The sequence below is a fragment of the Streptomyces sp. NPDC048590 genome, assembly GCF_043199535.1.
GTDB lineage: Bacteria > Actinomycetota > Actinomycetes > Streptomycetales > Streptomycetaceae > Streptomyces.
On the sequence record NZ_JBICWC010000015.1, the window covers coordinates 55,933 to 73,055 of the forward strand.

15 protein-coding genes are annotated in these 17,123 nt (G+C 67.1%); 10 read left to right on the top strand and 5 right to left on the bottom strand.

The genetic code is table 11. The features are described 5' to 3' along the window. Nucleotides 1–274: 274 nt before the first annotated feature. From ACGFNN_RS32580 to tpg, 4 genes are read left to right on the top strand one after another with little or no spacing between them, the layout of a single operon-like run. Complete coding sequence (locus ACGFNN_RS32580; protein ID WP_093437186.1) at nucleotides 275–1,081, top strand: ATP-binding protein; 807 nt, start codon at nucleotides 275–277, stop codon at nucleotides 1,079–1,081. Next, nucleotides 1,078–1,866, top strand: a complete 789-nt coding sequence (locus ACGFNN_RS32585) for an ATP-binding protein (RefSeq protein ID WP_093437184.1) — start codon at nucleotides 1,078–1,080, stop codon at nucleotides 1,864–1,866. Before ACGFNN_RS32580 ends, ACGFNN_RS32585 begins: the two co-directional genes overlap by 4 nt. After that, nucleotides 1,863–3,005: a hypothetical protein gene (locus tag ACGFNN_RS32590; protein WP_393561357.1), complete on the top strand. Its 1,143-nt coding sequence runs from the start codon at nucleotides 1,863–1,865 to the stop codon at nucleotides 3,003–3,005. Before ACGFNN_RS32585 ends, ACGFNN_RS32590 begins: the two co-directional genes overlap by 4 nt. Nucleotides 3,006–3,016: 11 nt before the next feature. Next, nucleotides 3,017–3,589: a telomere-protecting terminal protein Tpg gene (gene tpg / locus ACGFNN_RS32595; RefSeq protein WP_393561359.1), complete on the top strand. Its 573-nt coding sequence runs from the start codon at nucleotides 3,017–3,019 to the stop codon at nucleotides 3,587–3,589. A 228-nt stretch (nucleotides 3,590–3,817) separates the two neighbouring features. Here tpg and ACGFNN_RS32600 read toward each other — a convergent pair whose 3' ends face one another. The 4 genes from ACGFNN_RS32600 to ACGFNN_RS32615 form a co-directional block, all read right to left on the bottom strand. Beyond that, nucleotides 3,818–7,024 (bottom strand): NACHT domain-containing protein, encoded by a 3,207-nt coding sequence (locus tag ACGFNN_RS32600; protein WP_393561361.1) that lies wholly within the window; start codon nucleotides 7,022–7,024, stop codon nucleotides 3,818–3,820. A 418-nt stretch (nucleotides 7,025–7,442) separates the two neighbouring features. Beyond that, nucleotides 7,443–8,159, bottom strand: coding sequence for a restriction endonuclease (locus ACGFNN_RS32605; RefSeq protein ID WP_393561362.1), 717 nt, complete (start codon nucleotides 8,157–8,159; stop codon nucleotides 7,443–7,445). A gap of 43 nt (nucleotides 8,160–8,202) precedes the next feature. Then, nucleotides 8,203–8,877, bottom strand: coding sequence for a restriction endonuclease (locus ACGFNN_RS32610; protein WP_393561364.1), 675 nt, complete (start codon nucleotides 8,875–8,877; stop codon nucleotides 8,203–8,205). Next, nucleotides 8,877–9,089 (bottom strand): hypothetical protein, encoded by a 213-nt coding sequence (locus ACGFNN_RS32615; protein WP_037831678.1) that lies wholly within the window; start codon nucleotides 9,087–9,089, stop codon nucleotides 8,877–8,879. Before ACGFNN_RS32615 ends, ACGFNN_RS32610 begins: the two co-directional genes overlap by 1 nt. A gap of 640 nt (nucleotides 9,090–9,729) precedes the next feature. Between ACGFNN_RS32615 and ACGFNN_RS32620 the strand changes: the two genes are divergently transcribed. Genes ACGFNN_RS32620 through ACGFNN_RS32630 form a run of 3 tightly spaced genes read left to right on the top strand, consistent with a single transcriptional unit; the run spans nucleotide 9,730 to nucleotide 13,248 of the window. After that, complete coding sequence (locus ACGFNN_RS32620) at nucleotides 9,730–10,332, top strand: DNA-binding protein (protein WP_393561366.1); 603 nt, start codon at nucleotides 9,730–9,732, stop codon at nucleotides 10,330–10,332. Between the two features lie 22 nt (nucleotides 10,333–10,354). Further along, nucleotides 10,355–12,535, top strand: coding sequence for a hypothetical protein (locus ACGFNN_RS32625; RefSeq protein ID WP_393561368.1), 2,181 nt, complete (start codon nucleotides 10,355–10,357; stop codon nucleotides 12,533–12,535). Next, on the top strand, nucleotides 12,535–13,248 hold the full coding sequence (locus ACGFNN_RS32630; RefSeq protein ID WP_393561370.1) for a helix-turn-helix domain containing protein: 714 nt from the start codon (nucleotides 12,535–12,537) through the stop codon (nucleotides 13,246–13,248). Before ACGFNN_RS32625 ends, ACGFNN_RS32630 begins: the two co-directional genes overlap by 1 nt. A gap of 150 nt (nucleotides 13,249–13,398) precedes the next feature. Here the strand turns inward: ACGFNN_RS32630 and ACGFNN_RS32635 are convergent, their stop codons facing one another. Further along, the gene (locus tag ACGFNN_RS32635; RefSeq protein ID WP_393561372.1) at nucleotides 13,399–13,893 is read right to left on the bottom strand and encodes a hypothetical protein; all 495 of its coding nucleotides are present in this window, start codon (nucleotides 13,891–13,893) and stop codon (nucleotides 13,399–13,401) included. 693 nt (nucleotides 13,894–14,586) lie between these two features. Here ACGFNN_RS32635 and ACGFNN_RS32640 point away from each other — a divergent pair. Genes ACGFNN_RS32640 through ACGFNN_RS32650 form a run of 3 tightly spaced genes read left to right on the top strand, consistent with a single transcriptional unit; the run spans nucleotide 14,587 to nucleotide 16,612 of the window. After that, the gene (locus tag ACGFNN_RS32640) at nucleotides 14,587–14,805 is read left to right on the top strand and encodes a hypothetical protein (protein WP_386152124.1); all 219 of its coding nucleotides are present in this window, start codon (nucleotides 14,587–14,589) and stop codon (nucleotides 14,803–14,805) included. 59 nt (nucleotides 14,806–14,864) lie between these two features. Beyond that, the gene (locus ACGFNN_RS32645) at nucleotides 14,865–15,668 is read left to right on the top strand and encodes a sigma-70 family RNA polymerase sigma factor (protein ID WP_386152126.1); all 804 of its coding nucleotides are present in this window, start codon (nucleotides 14,865–14,867) and stop codon (nucleotides 15,666–15,668) included. A 23-nt stretch (nucleotides 15,669–15,691) separates the two neighbouring features. Next, nucleotides 15,692–16,612: a hypothetical protein gene (locus ACGFNN_RS32650; RefSeq protein WP_393561375.1), complete on the top strand. Its 921-nt coding sequence runs from the start codon at nucleotides 15,692–15,694 to the stop codon at nucleotides 16,610–16,612. The last annotated feature ends 511 nt before the right edge of the window (nucleotides 16,613–17,123 follow it).

The following is a 17,123-nucleotide window of genomic DNA, read 5'->3' on the forward strand; positions in this document are numbered from 1 at the left end:
ACACCGGCGGATCGGGCCCCAAGGGCACATTCGCTGGCAGGGCCGCACCTACACCGGCGCCCTCACCCAAGCCCACGCCGGAACCCGGGTCACTGTCCACCCCTCACCGCAACAGGGGCAGATCGAGCTGACCGACCCCACCACCGGCCATGACCTCGGCACAGCACACGCCCTGCATCCCACGCCGCCCGTACCGGTCACCACCACGCCACAGCCCGAACCAACAGCGATTCCTGAACCACCCTTTCATCCCACAACCCAAGGAGCAGAGCCCATGACCATCACCGACACCACTGTCGAGACCAACGACGACCCCGACTTCTACCTCGACCTGGCCGACGCCCGCATCGTGGCCACCGAAGCCCTGCTGGAAGCGGGCGAGAACATCGCCGACACCATCGACGCTCGCGCCATGTCCTGCATCTACGGGGACGCCGGGCTCGGCAAAACCTTCTCCGTCCTTGCCGCACTCAAGGAAGTCGCCCCCGACCTCGTCCTGCTCCTGCAGTTCCGCTCCCGCCCCACCCCGCGAGACATCCGCATGGAACTGTTCGAAGCCCTCCACCTGGAAGGCAAACCCCCCGCCCACCCCAGCGAATTCGACCGGCTCCTCAAGCAATCCCTGGCCCGACGCCCCTACGTCCTGGTCTGCGACGAGGCCCAGCAGTTCAGCCGCGAGTGCTTCGAATTCGTCCGCCACCTGTGGGACACAGGCAGGAAGAAGAACCGGCCCGCCGTCCTCTTCGTCGGCGGCGAAGAGTGCTACAAAACCCTCTACAACGAGCCCGCTCTCGCCTCCCGGATCTACATCTGGCAGGAATTCACGCCCATGGAACCGGACGAAGTCCTCAAGAACATCCCCCTGTTCCACCCCGTCTGGGCCTCCGCCCCCGCCGACCTCATCAACTTCATCGACCTGGAAGCCGGCGGCGGCACCTTCCGCATGTGGTCCAAAATCACCCACCACGTCCTCGAAGGCATGAAGCGCCGCGGACTGAGCGACGTCGACGAAACCATCGCCCGCTGGGCCGTCCGCCGCGCCCGTCCCGCCCGCCCCGTACGGCGCGACGACGACCGATGACCGCCCCCTCCTACCGGACCACGCGGACCACCACCATCAGCACCGCCCACGGAAACGTCCGCTCCGCCCGCCACCACCTCGACCTCACCGGCGCCCGCACTGTGCGCACCCGCCAGGTCGCCGCCGCCACGGCTGCCCTCAACGCCACGATCGCCCAACAAGGCATGCTGTGCATCGCCGCCCCCGCAGGAGCAGGGAAGACCTTCACCCTCCACACCGTCCTGGACCAGCACCCCGCCTGGCACCCCATCCGGCTCCTGCCCCAGCCCCAAGCCCGCCCCGACGACCTCCGCCACAGCATCCACCACGCCCTCGGCCTGCCCAGCCCGCCACCCAAAGACCCCGGCACCAGCGACGACCTCATCCGCCACGCCCTGCACCACCCCCCACGGCTCCTAGCCATCGACGAAGCCCACCAACTCTCCCCCTCCTGCCTCGAATACGTGCGCTACCTCTACGACGACCCGCACACACGCGTGACCCTCGCCCTGGCCGCCGGCAGCCACCGCCTCCGCGCCCTGCGCACGACCCCTGTACTCGCATCCCGCGTGACCTGCTGGCACGAACTCGACGTCATCGACGAGGACGAGATCACCACCGTCATCCCCGCCTTCCACCCCCATTGGAAGCGAACCGATCCCGCCGTACTCCGCGACCTCGACCAGACATGGGCCCAAGGCAACTTCCGACGCTGGGCCACCCTCACCCACCGCAGCACCCAGCACATCACCAGAGGCCCGCAGGAACTACTGCGCCAACTGACCCCCAGAGCGGCCAAAACATGACTCTGACCCCCACAGCACCACAAACGGCAGAACCCGACGACGCGAAGGGAGACGAAAAGTGGTGTCCGACCTGGCAGTCACATCACCACACCGCACTGCCCCTCGTCACCGTCGTCGTCACCCCACACGACGAACCGCACTACATGCGCCTCGCCTTCGCCGCACACACGCCGCCCCACGGACGCATCACCGTCCACCCCACACCCCTGGCCGGAACCGGCGCATACCTCGCGCACGACCTGATCCGCGCCCTCGGCAAACACCTGCCCGTCCCCGACGAAGCGCACCCTTTACCCGCATGGACCAACAACTCCGACCGCAGCTGGCGCATCGCCGCGTCCTGGTTCATCGCACTCGGGATCACCCACACGACCGTCTGCCGGGCCCACCGCCTCAGCAAACCCCAATGGGAACACCTGCTGGCACTCAGCGCCCTCACCGGCACCCGTCTCACCCTCCTCTGCAACGGCCCCCTCCCGCGCCCCACCGCCGCCCTCCTCGACACGATTCCCCACCGCATGCTGGACACCACGCGCGCCGCGACCACCCACTGGAACCCCCCGAGCGGTCCGCCGGAATCCGACAACCACCCGTGGTGGCAGCACACGACCGCCTTCCCACCCCGCGATACCGAACTCTGGTTCCGCCTGCCCCCGCAACCGCGCGAGCCCCTCACCCTCACATTCATTCCCAGCTCCGAGCCGACCAGCACCACCCCACCTCTGCCAGTACCCGGACCACACCAAGACCCCTGCCACCCCCACACCGCCCAGATCGCCGCCCGAATCCACACCCGCATCGCCCACCCCGTCCACGCGGCGTGCGTCGCCCTGCGCGCCCTGACCGGCTACAGCAGCCAGCAGATCAAAAGCCTGCACGAAAGATCAGGAAACGGTCTGGCCGAAATGCCCGCATGGGCACAGCCCCTCCTGAACGCCGCCCGTCACCTCACCCACCTGCAAGGCCATCCAGACGCCCCCAACGTGCTCTCCACCCCGTCCTGGGAGCACCCAGAGATCGAACAAGCCCTGCGCGCCTGCCGCCTGCTGACCACACCGCCTGACCGCCACCGCACCGCACCTGTCACCACTGGAACACGCCGTGCAAACCGCAGCATGCTGCGGGCACGCGTCCTGTAAAGGGCCAAAACATGCTCGACGACTTCTACACCGCCTCCATCGCCGAAGCGCTCGACTTCGCCGACACCCACCACTGGACACGCCAACCGCCACGCTCCGACAGCGCCCGCCTGCGCTTTCTCGCAACCCGCTACGCCGACCTAGGGACCCTGGCCAGCCGACTGGACACCAAGCCCCGCCTCGTCAAGGAGGTCATGAAGGGCCGGCGGAGCGCGCCGGGCAGTGTGCTATCCCAGGCCATTGCCAAAGACGTCGTACGCCTCTGGCAGCCGCGCGTGCGACGCCGCGCCCACCACCTGATCTCCACCGGCCACGATGGCATGCTCGTGCACTTCAAAGCATGGTTCGGTTTCACCGGAGCAGCCGGCTCCTCCGACGACGGCCGAGTCCGCCACATCACCGAACGGCTTCCTACGGCCTATGCGGCCCGCTTGTTCCAAGCCCGATACCGCAACGCCGACGACAGTGAACTCCGAGAAATCATTGCCGACGCCGTCGGCGAGGCGTACTTCAACGTCTCGCCCATCGGCAAGGTCCATATGGTGGCGATTACCGACATCGTGTACATCGAGTTCTCTTACTGACCCCACTCCAGCCCGCAGGCGCCAGCGTTGTACCGGTTCCGGAGACCCAGCTATGTCCCCGAGTCGGGAGCACGCTCGCCGTTCGCGTTGCGAGGGCCGAGCGGTGAGTCGGCAGCGCAGAGTGCCGAAACACCGTTCTGGTAAGGCTCTGAGCCTCGCAAGCCCTTCCTGTGGCGTCCTGCGGCCCGGACGCCCTGCGGTGAGCCATCGAGCGGGCTTGCTCCCCTCCTACAGCTCCTGGTCACGCCTCCGCTGCTGCACGATCGTCAGGACCTCAGGGGCAAGTTCCGTGGCGTACTCCACGCAGGAGGCGGCTAGCGCGTACAGCTGTTTTCGGTGCGGCTCTTCGTGGTCGCCGCGAGCCACCAGGGCTTGGACCATTTGCGCACACTCTCGTGGTCGGGCGTGGCCGATGGCCATCTTCACCACGTTGCGCCATTGATCCTCGTGGGCGTTGGCCACCAGCAGACTGATGTCCTCGGCCTCGATGGCGGCCCGGGCACCCAAGAAGTCCTGGAAAGTGCGGTGGATGAACTCCAGCCGGTCGGGGGCAGACTCTCGAAGTACACCGCATCGTTCGAGCAGGAGCCTGAGAACCTGCGCGGCATCGCCGGGTGCGGTAGGCATGGCCGCGAGGACTGGGCCGAGGAGCCGTATGGCGGTCGTCGGATCGGTCTGGGAGTGGCCGTTGCGTATCAGCCAGTAGGCCAGGGCTTGGAGTAACTGCACGCTCTGTCGCTCGCTGATCCGAACTCCCGCAGCGCCGATGCCGCGCTCAGCGTCGCGCCGCACCAAAAGCATGCTTAGGGCGGCCTCATACAGACTCATCACCGACTGCGGCAACAGACCGTGACGGTCACGATTCAAAGCGCACAACACTGAGCAGAGCAGCGGTGAGGTGGCCAGGGCAGTCAAGTTCGGGTCGTGTCGAACCACGGATTGGAGCGCCTCCTCCAATCTGCTCAGGTTTTGCAACTCCTCGTCGTCTGCCTCGAAACGAGCGGCTGCGTGCCAAAGGGCGATGGAACTCTCCACGTCGTGCACGCTCATTGGCCGCAGCATCAGATGCCGGAATCCGACGTTGGCCAGCCAGCCTTTGGGTACAGCGCTGACGCGTGTCGTCACTACGTAGCATCCACGTGGATAGCTGGACAGCATGGCCTCAAGCCACTCCCGCGCTCGGGCCCGGTCATCCAAGGCGATCTCGTCGACACCATCCACCAGCACAAGTGCGCGTCCATGTTCGAAAACCCGACGGGCCCATCCGTCAGGCTGCTCACTGGCGAGAGGGCAACTAACCGCGGCGAGCAAGTCCGCTGGACGGGGAAATGAGGCCTCGTTGGCCAGGCGCCGCAAGGGCAAAATGAACGGCACGCTGCCGTTAAGATGGTCCAGAAGGTTCGGCAGGCTTCCGCGCGCGGCGTTGATCGCTAGCCACTGCAGGAGTGTCGTCTTGCCGGAGCCTGCATCACCCATAACGACCGTTCGCTGACGTCCGGCCAGAGCCTGCTCCGCCCGTTCAGCCGGCCCCGTCATGACGTCGGCCATCTCCAGACTCAGGTAGGCCAGATCCAGTGACCAGCGGGCGTGCCGTTGCTGGGCCAGGTCCACGCCGAAGATCGAGAGGTCTGCGTGCTGTTGGACGAGATACTCGCGATAACGGGCTTCGAACCGGCCCCCTCGTGTGACGCCCGGAGTTTCATGGGATGCCTTAGTGGCGTAGCCGCCATCCTGGTGCCCGATGGGTATGTCAGGGTGCTCGGTTGCTAGGCCAGCGCTCGTGAACGGACCGTCCGACGACGGAGTCTCCACCTTTGCGCCATCCCGTAGGTCGTCGGTCTCTCCGAGCTGTTTGCCGGGGGCAGCGTGCGTAGCGTTTGTGCTGGTCGCGGGGTTGTCCGCAATGACGTCTGGGTGGGGGACGCGCGCGGCGCCCGTAACTGCGGTGCTGATCCGGGTAATGGTGTCGGTGCCGGTGTTATTGACGGCGGAGGCTTTGGCGAGAGCTGCGTCGATGTCTTCTGCTTCGGCGTCAGAACCGGGATGCGGCCCAGTGCCTGCAAGGACTGCAGGCATCTTCAGATCGTCGTGGGGTGATGGCCCATCGCCCCGGAGCCGGTCCAGATCGTCTGTGAGCTGCACAATCTGCTCACGGAGCCGAACGGAGAGCTCTTCTGCCTGTCGCCTTCTCTCCTCGGCACGTGCCAGCTCTGCTTCTGCCCTGTGTTGCTGCTCCCGAGCTCGCGCGAGCTTGTGCTGGCTGGTTTCCAGCACTCTCCGGTCCTCGGTGTCCTGCAGGGCATCGCGGCCCCTATCGAGAGCAGCGACCCGCTCGTGCAACCGCTGGATCATGCTCAGCAGGACCCAGATGAGCCGGACAGAATCATCCGCAGCTTGCCGCAAGTCTGCTACCTGTTCCAGAGCACGCGTCAACCGCCGGTAGGTTTCAAGTTGCTCAGCCTGCGACTCGAGTGCTTCTCGCACGGACAGCGCCTGTGAAGCCACCTGCCGGGTCGCCGGCCGCGGCGGATGTTGCGCCTCATAGAGAAGCGACGCAGCGTCGCGGTGCCGCCGCTCCCGAAGATGTGAAGGGGCGGTTGCCCTCACCAGCGAAGTAACAAACTGCTCTGACGGAACCCGCCCTCCCAGGTAGGTGCTGATCTGCGTCTTGGAGAAGGGGATCTCTTCTGCAAGCACCGCCAGCGTTTTTCCCGACTCGTCCACCCAGGACCGCAGACATTTCGCTAGACGGTTCGCCGGCTCGTTTACAGGCCGAATCGGCGCCCATCTCCGGCCGCGCTTACTCGTTCCCACCCTGTGCAACCCCGTTCGTGCGCACTGCAGTTGTCCGCCACGTTCGGGACAACTATCCCAGCATCCGGAACCTACCTCGGATGTTCTGGCCGACCATTCCGGACAACATGTCCACACAGCATCGTTTGCCTGGCGGCCACGCCCAGTGGCCCGACCAGAAGGGCAGACAATGAACGACCTCTTCTCCATCGCAGCTGACGTGCTCTCTGTTTTCGGCTCTATGCTTGGCATCGCTCTTGAGATTTGCCGCGCTCGCGACAACGCCCGCCGAGCCATCCCGGAACGCCAAGATCGCCAGGAGTAGGCCGTAGTGGGCGGTGCGGAGCAGCGTGCCGCCCACTTTGCCGGGAAGGTGCGCCTGTCGGCCGAGAGTCGGGTCGCACTTCTCGGCTTGGTGGTGTCCGCCGTAAGTGCCTCGGCCCGCGATTCGCAGTTGTCGTCGTTCTCGTCGATCCAGGGGCGGAAAGCGCCACGCTCATAACCGTCGCTACGCGCATTCCCCAGGACAACCATCGGACCACCCGGCGGAGCAGACACTGAACAAGCGCTACCCGAGCAACGCGTCGCCGTTCTTTCCGCGGTCGCGGTGTGGGGAATGATCGGTAGTAGTTGACTGCGCATCTATGTGCGGCAGGGAGGGCAGTGTCCCCAGGCCTCGCCTATAGCCCATGGGGAAGATCGTTCGGCTGCAGCCCATGGAGCCCCGCCAAGAGGCGACCGCCCCCGCACCCCCCATCGGCCTTGGCTGCCTCCCCAACCGCCGGGCTATCCCATGCCCAGGTCCGCGTCACGGACAGCACCACTCCTCCAGCCCCGACGGGTGTGTCCGCGAATCGTTCCTGCGGTGAATGCCCACGTCCGTGCGGTTGAGCGCTAGCTACCGGGCATGCGCCGGGCGTAGTACGGCTGGTAGAACGCGGGGGTGAACCTTCTGTTCGGACCACGGCTTCGTGCTGACCTGTCCGTTCGGCAACCCGTACACAACCTGGCAGATCCGGCGACTGACCTGGTGCTGTTCAACGGCGGCGCTGATGCAGTGTCACTGCGTCGTGTTTCGGATGCCGAGGGCGTCGTAGAGGTGCTGGCGGTGGGCCCATTGTTTGAGTTCCGGGCGTCCGACGAGGATGAGTTTGTGGTGTTGGGCGAAGTCGGTCGCGGGCCGGGTGAATCCGTTGAGCGCGATCATGATCGGTAGATCGGCTCCGTGGTGGGGGCGAGCTGTCCCGTTGAATTTCTGGACGTGTCCCGATCCGACGGGGCTCTGGTATTGCTTGCACTGGAGGATCAGGAGGCGGTTGTCGCTGTCGCGGGCGGTGACGTCCATACCGAGGTCACCGGCGCCGCCGACCCGGCGTGGGCTGAGGAACCCGTCCCGTGCCAGCAGATCAGAACAAGCCTGCTCGAAGCCCGTCGCGCTCATCGAGGACAGCTCCTTCATCCTGAAGGTGAGCACGTCCGGTCCGGCAAAGGCATCAGGAGCACCGAGCGTGTCCTGCGGGCTGGCGTAGACAGCGGACGAGGCGTCGGAAACGAACGCCACCAGCCGGCCCAGCATGAGAAACACGAGCAGCCCGCCGGCCACGATGACCCCGGTCCACCACGGATGGCCAGTGATCACACCCCACAGGTCCACGGTGACCCACCGGCTGACGTCCTCGGTGATCCACTCCCAGAGCATCTTGCCGATGGCCAGCGTAAGAACGGAGTAGAGCAGGAACTTCAGCAGCGGGTCGAGCGACCCGTCTTCGTCGAACACCACACCTCCCGGCCTGAAAAACAGAGAATCCGAATCCTGCGGTTCAGGCAGCCCGCCTGAACCGGCCCGCGCGAGCCCCTGCGGACAGCCCGAGAAGCTCATGCAACGCTGCGCCGTCCCGGGCCCAGCGCTCCAGCCTGTCGCGGTCGACCCAGTGCACGCCGTGCCGCTCGCCCCACGCCATGGCGTCACGGGTGAAGGTCCCGTTGGTGATGACGACAGCATGCGCCGCTTTGTGTACCGGCCCGGCGGTGCCCTTCACCGCGTACATCACCGAGGAGCCCACCTTCCCGCCGACGCGGGTGTGTTTGGCCTGCACCACGATCCGACCGAGCCGCGGATGGTCACCAATGACATCGGCGGCCTGGTCCCCGGCACCTCCGACCCTGCGGGCCGTACAACCGTCGCGGACCAGCAGGTCCCGCAGGGCATGCTCGAAGCGCCGGTCGTCCATCGCGTCGAACTCGACGAGGGCGATCCGAAGCGCTGCCACCCGCTCCCCCTCCCGGCGCCGCCGTGAGCTCGCCTGCCGCAGGCGCCATGCGCCCACCGCTCCCACGAGCAGGACGAGCACCAGCAGAACGGGCCAGACCTGCGCCAACGCACCTGCCGCTGCCACCAGCATCCGCAGGGCGAGCACGAGTACGGCCACCACGACAACGGCGGCTGAGACCACCTCGGCCGTGCCGCGAGGACGCCGCAACCGCGGCAGCGCCATCAGTGTGCGCTCTGCGCGGAGGCGGCCGGCTTCGGATCAGCAGCCGGTGTAGGGACAGTGGACTCGCCGAACCCGAATACCTGCCCCCACAGCCACGCGCCCGCCAGCAGACCGGCGATCATCCAGCCGCTCATCCGCTTCGCGCTGCGCGGCTTCGGGTTGCGGCGGATGTGCCCGCGTACGCGATGGAACCCGTCCGGCACCTTCGACATGCTGTTCCCCTCCCGCCGACGGGCCGCGGAATGCGGCCCGTCCCTTGAGGAATTGGTGTAGCAGCAGGCACTGACAAAAACTGGTGGATCATTACGGGGCACAGTCCGGCAAAGCCACGATCAAGCCACCACCGCCTCCGCGACCCTGCCGTCCCGGCTTTCCATGCTCCAGGCGGCTTCACCTTGGGCGACCTGCTTTCCGGCTCCCTGCCAGCCCCCTGCCCTCACCCCACAGGTCTTCCGACACCCAGCACCCCAGTGAAGCCCCCCACCTGCACACTTGATGGTCGGTGACGCCGACGGTCCAGCCATGGCGAATTGGCGAAATGCAGCAGGCGCGTACTCGCAGCCGCAGTGCGCTGGGGCCGCCTGCTCCTGACCGCCACCCCGAGGCCGGAGGCGGTGGGGTGCCGTCCCGGAAGCCGCAGTCGGCCGGCGCTGTACAGTGCCGGGCCGGACGGGTACCTCCAGGCGTCTCCGGTTGCTCAGCGACGGACTGTACGACCTGCCAGGCCAAGGAACTTGCGGCCCGTTCAAGGGCTGCAGCAACTAGAATCAGATATCTGATCAGACTTGCATGGGTGGTGGGTCTGCCGATAGCGTCCGAGTGCGGCAACGCCCGGATCCGAGGAGGCAGGCCATGCTGCTGACCACCGGACAGGCCGCAGAGGAACTGGGCTGTGCGATCACCACATACCGGCGTCTCATCAGAGCAGGCGTACTGCCCGGTCTTTCCCGGCGTGGTGTTCGCGTGATGACGCCGCTCTGGGTCGTCCAGGCCCTGCACAAACGCGCTTATGCACCCGTGGACTGCCTGGACGCCGACTTGCTCGGGGTCCTGCGTGTCGACGCGGCACAACAAGTCCACGACACCGGCCGGAAATGGGCAGGCTACGCGGCAGACCTTGGCCCCGACGACCTCCTCAAGGCCTTGAGAGGATGGTGGCGCTGTGATGCCGCGAGCGTGGCGGCCGGGGGAGTACTGCCGGTGACGGTATCGGGCTACGTGGTGGCGGTCCTGACCGGCCTGGACAGGTGGGAGAAAGGCGAGGGCGGGCGGCACGCCTTTCCCGATGCAGTCCTCACTGGATATGTCAGCGACCTGGCCACCCCGATAAAACATCTGACCGCACCGCGCCAGACCGACCGGGACGTCGCGGATCTCCTCCTGGGGACCCGCTTGCCCTCGCAGTCGAGCGGCGCGATCGCGTACGTCACCACTCGTAGCAGTTCCGCCAACTGACCTGCAGGCACAAGGGATCATGATGGACGCAAAGACCTACACCGCACAGCTGGCCGAGCTGCGGGCCCTGCGCGACGACATCAAGAAGACCCAAGCCACCCTCGCCAAACTCGAGACGGACCGCGCCCGGCAGATCACCGCGCTGGCCGGATACGAGAAGGCGAAGGCCGAGCGCATCGCGCCCGCAGCCGGACTCAGCCTGGCCGACATCGTGGCGATCGCTCCGATCCTCGCCCCCGACCAGCTCACCAACTCCGCACCAGCAGCCCCGAACGGCGCAGCCGTCGCGACCCCTGAGCCTGCCAGGCAGACAGCACCGCCCAGCGGTCCCGAACCCGCACAGGAGCAGGCCCCGTCCCAGGCAGGCACGGTCGCCCCGACCATGACCCGCCCCGCCCCTGAACCGGCAGCGGAACCCGAACCGCCTGCAGCCCCTTCAGCGCCGCCCTCAGCGTCGTCTTCTGCGCCGGCCCCGCTCACGGCTGCTCCTCTCGCGGCCCATGGAGCGCAGCGCACCCTTCCCGGCATCCCGGAAGGCCCTGACGGAGACCGCTGGTTCGCCCACACCGCGAACCTGGCCTCCACACACCCGAACTTCACCCAGCAGGCCCGCAGCACCGTCTTCCTCGACACAGGGACCGGTGTGCTGGTCCACCGCGACCACACGTTCCGCCTCGACCTGCCGACCGCAAGTGCCGCAGAAATCCTGAACACCGTCTTCCACGTTCTGCCGGACGGTGTCGAGCGGATCTACATCACCGCGGGCGCCCCCTGGCACCGCCAGGCCGACCAGCACCCCTTCCTCAAAGATGCCGTGGGAGCTTGGCTGAACGCCCTCACACCCGGTTGGCGCACGGACACCGGCCGGGGCAAGGACCGCATGGCCGGCCACTTCGTCCACCCCCGCAACCCCGTCGGCCGCTACCAGCGCGAACACGGCGAACAGCACGTCGAGATCCGCTCGGCGGGGGAGTGGTTCGACACCGAGGGCACCGAGCCCGCCGTCATTCGTGACGCGTTCGTCCTGCTGTGGAAAGCCCTGCGCCGCCATTGGCCCGACGCCGTCCTGATGGGCTCACCGTCCCAGACCGGCCGGGACCTGTGGACCCGCACCATCCCCACCAAGGGCCAGTACGCCGATGGCTACCCCATCCTGTCCGAAGAGCTGCGCGGCCTCTTCCACGCGACCGCCGGACAGGGCCGCACCGAACTCATCACCCCACCTCGTGTCCCCGAACAGCTCTCCGCCCTGGTCGAGTACGACCGGACCTTCGCCTACGCCAAGCACACCTGGAAATCTGGCATCGGCACCCCCCGCCGTATCACTGCCGCCCGATTCGCCGCCTGGTCGGAAAAGGAACAGGCCAAGGCACTGTTCGCCTGCGGGCACTGGCACGTCCGCGTCACCGTCCCCCAGAACTGGGACCACGTCGGCATCCTCCCCGCGCCAGCCCCCGGCGACCGGGCCTGGCACTACCCCGCCGCTCCCGGCGCCACGTTCACCACCTGGGCAGGCGGCCCCGAGATCCATACCGCTCTGTCCAACCCGCGCAGCCCGTGGAAGATCGAAATCCTCGACGGCATTCTCTTCGACGACGGCAAGCCCTTGGACGACTGGTCCAAGAAGCTCAAGGAAGCCTGGTCCTCCCTCAGTGCCCAGGCCGACCTGAACGGGGACCCCGCCCAGCGCACCGCCGCACACCTCGCAGCCCGGGCGGTGCGCGCCATCCTCCTCTACGGCATCGGAGCCTTCGCTCAGCGCCCCCGCACCGTCACCGGCACCACCCCCCGCACCGCAGAACGTGACGTCCCCACCGATGCCGAGATTATCGGCTTCGACGACCAGACCATCACCTGGCAACGCCCCACCGGCTTCACCCGCGACCCCAACGCCCACCCCGAATGGGCCGCCCACATCTGGTCCTCCGCCCGAGCCGCACTGCTCTCCCAGCGCCACCGCGACGACAACACCTACGCAGGAGCCCTCCATGCCCCGCCCGGCAGCGTCGTCGCCTTCCGCACTGACGCCGTCTACCTCACCCAGCCCCAGGCATGGCCCTACCACGGCCAGCCCGGCGACTACCTGAACAAGGCCCACCTCACCGGCCCCCTCACCGCCCCCACCACCGAAGACGAACTCCTGACCCTGCGCGACAAGGGCCGCACCATCCAGCCCACCGCCTCCAACAACGAGGGGTCCTGATGCCGCCCCGCCGCCGACGCGCCCCCGCACCACAGCTCAACGACGCAGCCCAGCTCGCCGACCAGCTCCAGGCAGCCGGCTACACCAAACGCGACATCGCCCGCATCATCAACCGCGACCCCTCCCTCGTCTCCCAGTTCTACACAAAGAACAAAGGCGCAGCCTTCGTCCCCGCCCTCACCCAGGTCCTCGCCGCTGTCGAGAGCGCAGGTATCACCGGCACCGCCGAACTCGCAACCATCGCCGCCGGGCACATCACCCGCCGCACCACCGCCGCCGGCACCAAAGCCCGCGTCCGCACCAAAGCCCTCCTCATCACCCCCACCGGCACCGGCACCGGCCGCGCAGGAGCGCAGGCCATCGCCTCCGGATCCGCCCGCCTGCGCCCCCTGATCGCCGAAGCCGCCCGTCAGGGCCTGCGCCTGGCCTTCACTGTGCGCCTCGCCAGGAGCGGCTACGTCCACGCCTCCGGAAGTCGCACCGACTCGCCCGGTATCCGCCGCGACGTCATCCAGCGCACCGACCACACCGAAGAGCGCTCCTACGGATCGGCTGCCACCGGCGGGTTCGATGCTGCGGACATCGCCCGCCGAGTCGACCAGAGCGCCGGAGACGTCACCGCAGCCATCCACCAATGGCTCGTGGAAACTGGCCGTATCCACCCCGGCGCCCACATCACCCACTTGGAAATCCGCACCTGGCGTCCTCGCTGAGCCGATCCCACTTGCTTGTGCCCCAACCTGCTGCCTCACCAGAGCTCCTAGTGGCACCTGTCGGCGACCCTGCAACAGGCTGGCGCCCCGCGTGGCCTCCAGTCCGTCTCTTTCGGAGCCTGCCGCGGAGGCCCCTTCGGGCAGGCGGGATCACATAGAGCCGAAGTACCGCGTCCACCAAGTGGGCCGCGCTTCGAAGCGCTCCAGGGCGGTGGGGCCCTCGTAGTCGCCTTCCAGTAGTTCCTCGGGGACGCTCACGTAGCCGAGCTCGGCCAGCGCCCGCTCCACGGTGGCGAGGTCGGCGGGGTCCAGCGCGCCTTCCTCTCGGGCGTCGTCCGTGCCGAAGTAGGCCCCTGGATTATCGGCGCAGACCTCGGCAAGGGAGCCGAACTTGCTCACGCAGACCACGATCCGCGTCCCGCAGACTGTTGCCTCGGCCGGCACGCGGACACGCCCGTACTCGCTGGAGTCCTGCGTGTCCTGCTCGAAATCGCACTGGACCCCGAAGTCCGTCTCCAGCCGGCGCACCAGCTTGCCGAACGCGAGGCTGACCGCGGCACGGTTGTAGTTCAGCGGCCACTCCAGCCGCTCGGGGTCGTCGAGTTCACGCAGGAGGGCCAGTAGTTCCGTCTCACTCGTCGCCATCCGCCCATCCTGCCGCCAGGCGGGTGGGAACAGAGAGACGGGGGAAAGCAGCGACAAGATCCGGAAGAGAAGGCATCGGTGAGCAGCCGGCAGGTTCGCGATCTGTCTCCCGCGAAGCCCCGCACCAAGCCGGGCCCATGCGCCACCAAGGGGTGCTGTCAGTGGCGGGTGGCACGATGACTCCAGCCTCCCAAGGCACGAACCTGAGGGCGATGCCGAGCGCCCCGGGGCGGGCCGGAAGCCGGCATGTGCTTCGGGCCGTGCTGGTGCAGCGGGGCATTGGGTCCGCTCTCGCCTGGCCTCCAGCAGTGGCCAGGCGAGAGCGGTCCTGCTCGCTCCAGAATTCTCGGCACAGGAGCGGGCCCTTCCGGATGGGAAGGCCGACACGCGAGGTGTCCTGATTCCATTGACGGGGGCAAGAGCCGGGATTGCAAGGAAAACCGGGAACTTCTACCCGCATGCGTGGCTGGCATGAGATGCCAGGCCTGGATGCGGCCGCTCCTGGCGTACGCCGGGGGTACAGCCATGGCGACTATTGTTCCGTGATTCCATGATCACGTGGCGTGACAACTCCCCGTGAGGCCATTCTGGTTGCCCTCCCCGGCGGAACGGATCGGCACCCGCTCCCCGGGGAGGTTCCGACGGCATTTCCGGATGGGCTACCAGGCAACAGGCCGACACGAAGGAGTTCTTATGCAACGAAAGCAGGCCGTCCTCGTCACGACGGCCGTCATCGTCATGGGCTGGAGTGTGGTGATGGCGGCACTCGGATGGGAGGACGCGATCGTCGCCCTCGCCCCCGCCCTCGCTGTCCTGGCGCAGCTGATCGTCACGACGCATCGGTCACCCACCGAGCCCTCCTCGGGACACCGTGTCGCGGCCGTCCCGGACGAGGAGGACAGCGCCCCGTGACCACGCCCCCCGACCCGCCCGTTCCATCGCCTGGGCGCCCCGGGCGCAAGCTCGGCCCAGTGGTGCACGGAGTCGGCAGCACCCACCGCGCCTGGCTGATGCCGGTCCGCGAGAAGTACCTGACCAGTGGGCTGACACTCAACGAGCTCAGCCTCCGCGTCAACCTCGCCAAGTCGAAAATCTCCGAACTGCTGCGAGGAACCGGCCTCTACCCCCGCTGGGAGATCGTCCTCAGCCTCGCCACAGAGCTCGACCTTCCACAATGGCCTCTCCTGCGCCTCTGGCAGCAAGCCGCTCTCGACGCACACAAGACGCGCGAATGGATCGAACGCTCCGGAGGGAAGCCCTTCCTGACAGCCGGCGGACCACCCCTGGAACACCAGGCCTTCCAGGAACTCGTCGAAGACGACTACCGCCTGTACGCACAGGCCTTCCTCGACGACTACCAGCGCGACACGGCAGTCTCCGACACCTTCGACATCCTCTGGCTCTCCTGGAACGATGCCCTCGCCAGCTACGACACCCGCCACTACGCCTGGCAGGTCCTGCGAGCCTGCGTCATGTCCCGCACCCTGCACCTGGACGGACGGCCCGAACTGGCGCACGCAGCCTTCGACACCGTCGCCCTGCACGACCTCACCAACGAAGCCGACCGCATCAGCCAGATCGAGGAAAGCCTCAACCTCTTCAAGGCCATCAGCCGGCTGCCCGACCACCAGCTCGACATCATCGTCCTGACCCACCTGTACGCGATGGACGCCGAACGCGTCTCCAACCTCCTGGGCGTCTCCCTGGCCACCGTGCGCTCCGAAGAACGCTACGCCGTCCAGCACCTCGACAGCGTGATCTGCCCACCCACCTAGACCGAAGGAAACATCAACACGCCATGACCAGCATTGAGGAACTGCTCTCCCGAGCCTTGCTCGTACGGGACCGCACCACACCCCGAGACATCGTCCCCTCCCACGAAACACCGCGCCCCGACCGCGAACCCACGGCCACACCCACAACCGCCGCCACCGCCACAGAAGATCTCCGCGCTCTGTGCGAGGCCCTCGTGACCCACACCCCCGGCGCAGCCGTCGCCGACTTCATCACCGACCAGGTCCCCGAACCACGAAGCGCACTCGTTCTCGCCTGCATCCTGCAACTGACCGGAACGGATGACGGCGCACGCTTCTGGTGGCAGTACGCCGCAGGCGCCGGCCAGCCCGCAGCCGCCTACTGCCTCTACCTCCACCACCTCGCCCTCGGAGACAGAACCGCCGCCGACTGGTGGCACGACCAGGCCGATGATCCACAACTCCCCGCGTACCAGCAACCATTGCCCCGACCCACGGCTCAGGAAGACCCCCACGACCCCCCAACCACCCCCACGATCCTGCGCATGCTGCGCCATCTCGCCAAGGGCACCGCACGCGCCCGTACAGCCAAGGTCACCGAACTCATGGCCTACGTCCCCACCGCAGTCGTGGCCGGCTACCTACGCGCACCCGATATCGACCTTCCCACGCCTGGAAGCGACTTCGCCGGCCACATCAACACCCTGCTGACCAACAAGGCCACCTCCCCGCACCCTGACCGCTCCAGCGGTCTCCCGGCCCGCCCCGACCCAAGTGCCAAGAACTCTCGTCACCCCGGCTCCTCCCACCCCAGAGGCGACAACCGCACCTGCCAGGGCGACGAGCGGCCCGAAAAAGACCTCACCGCGCGCGCCAGGAAAGTACGCCGGGCCGAGCTGCGTGAATCGACCCACGGGACAGCACCCTCCAGTGAGGGAGAGATCCCCCCGGACCGAGCCCCGTGAACCGACACAAGCATCAGGATCCTGCCCCTGCGCCTGACCCACTGCCAATTCCGCTGAACGGGAAGGCACCAGACCCGCCATGTCGCCCGAGCGAGCCCTGGCGCTCCGCACAGACCTGCAAGGCAACTACACCTATTCCGGTAGCTCTCCTGCGAACCGCCAGCACTACAAACAGCGTTTGGATACTGTCCTGTCCGGCCGCCGGAACAAACGCAAGGCGAGGAGTCCGAGGCGGCCGTACACGAACGTTGGGGGGAGACGGATGCTGAGCGACAACGACGTCCTCATGGCCGTACAGAAAGAGATCCAAGGGCGAGGAGAGTGCCTGACACTGACTCTTCCGGGCGCGGCTGAGATCACGTGGCATCCCGTTCTGGAGGGAAAGATCGTCCGGTGTGTGGAATCCCGAACAGAAAAGAAGCGATTCCACGCTGGCCCTATCGACCTCTCAGGCCGCACGGTGTATGACACGACCATCAGTCGGCACCACTTCCCGCCACCTCGAGACCCA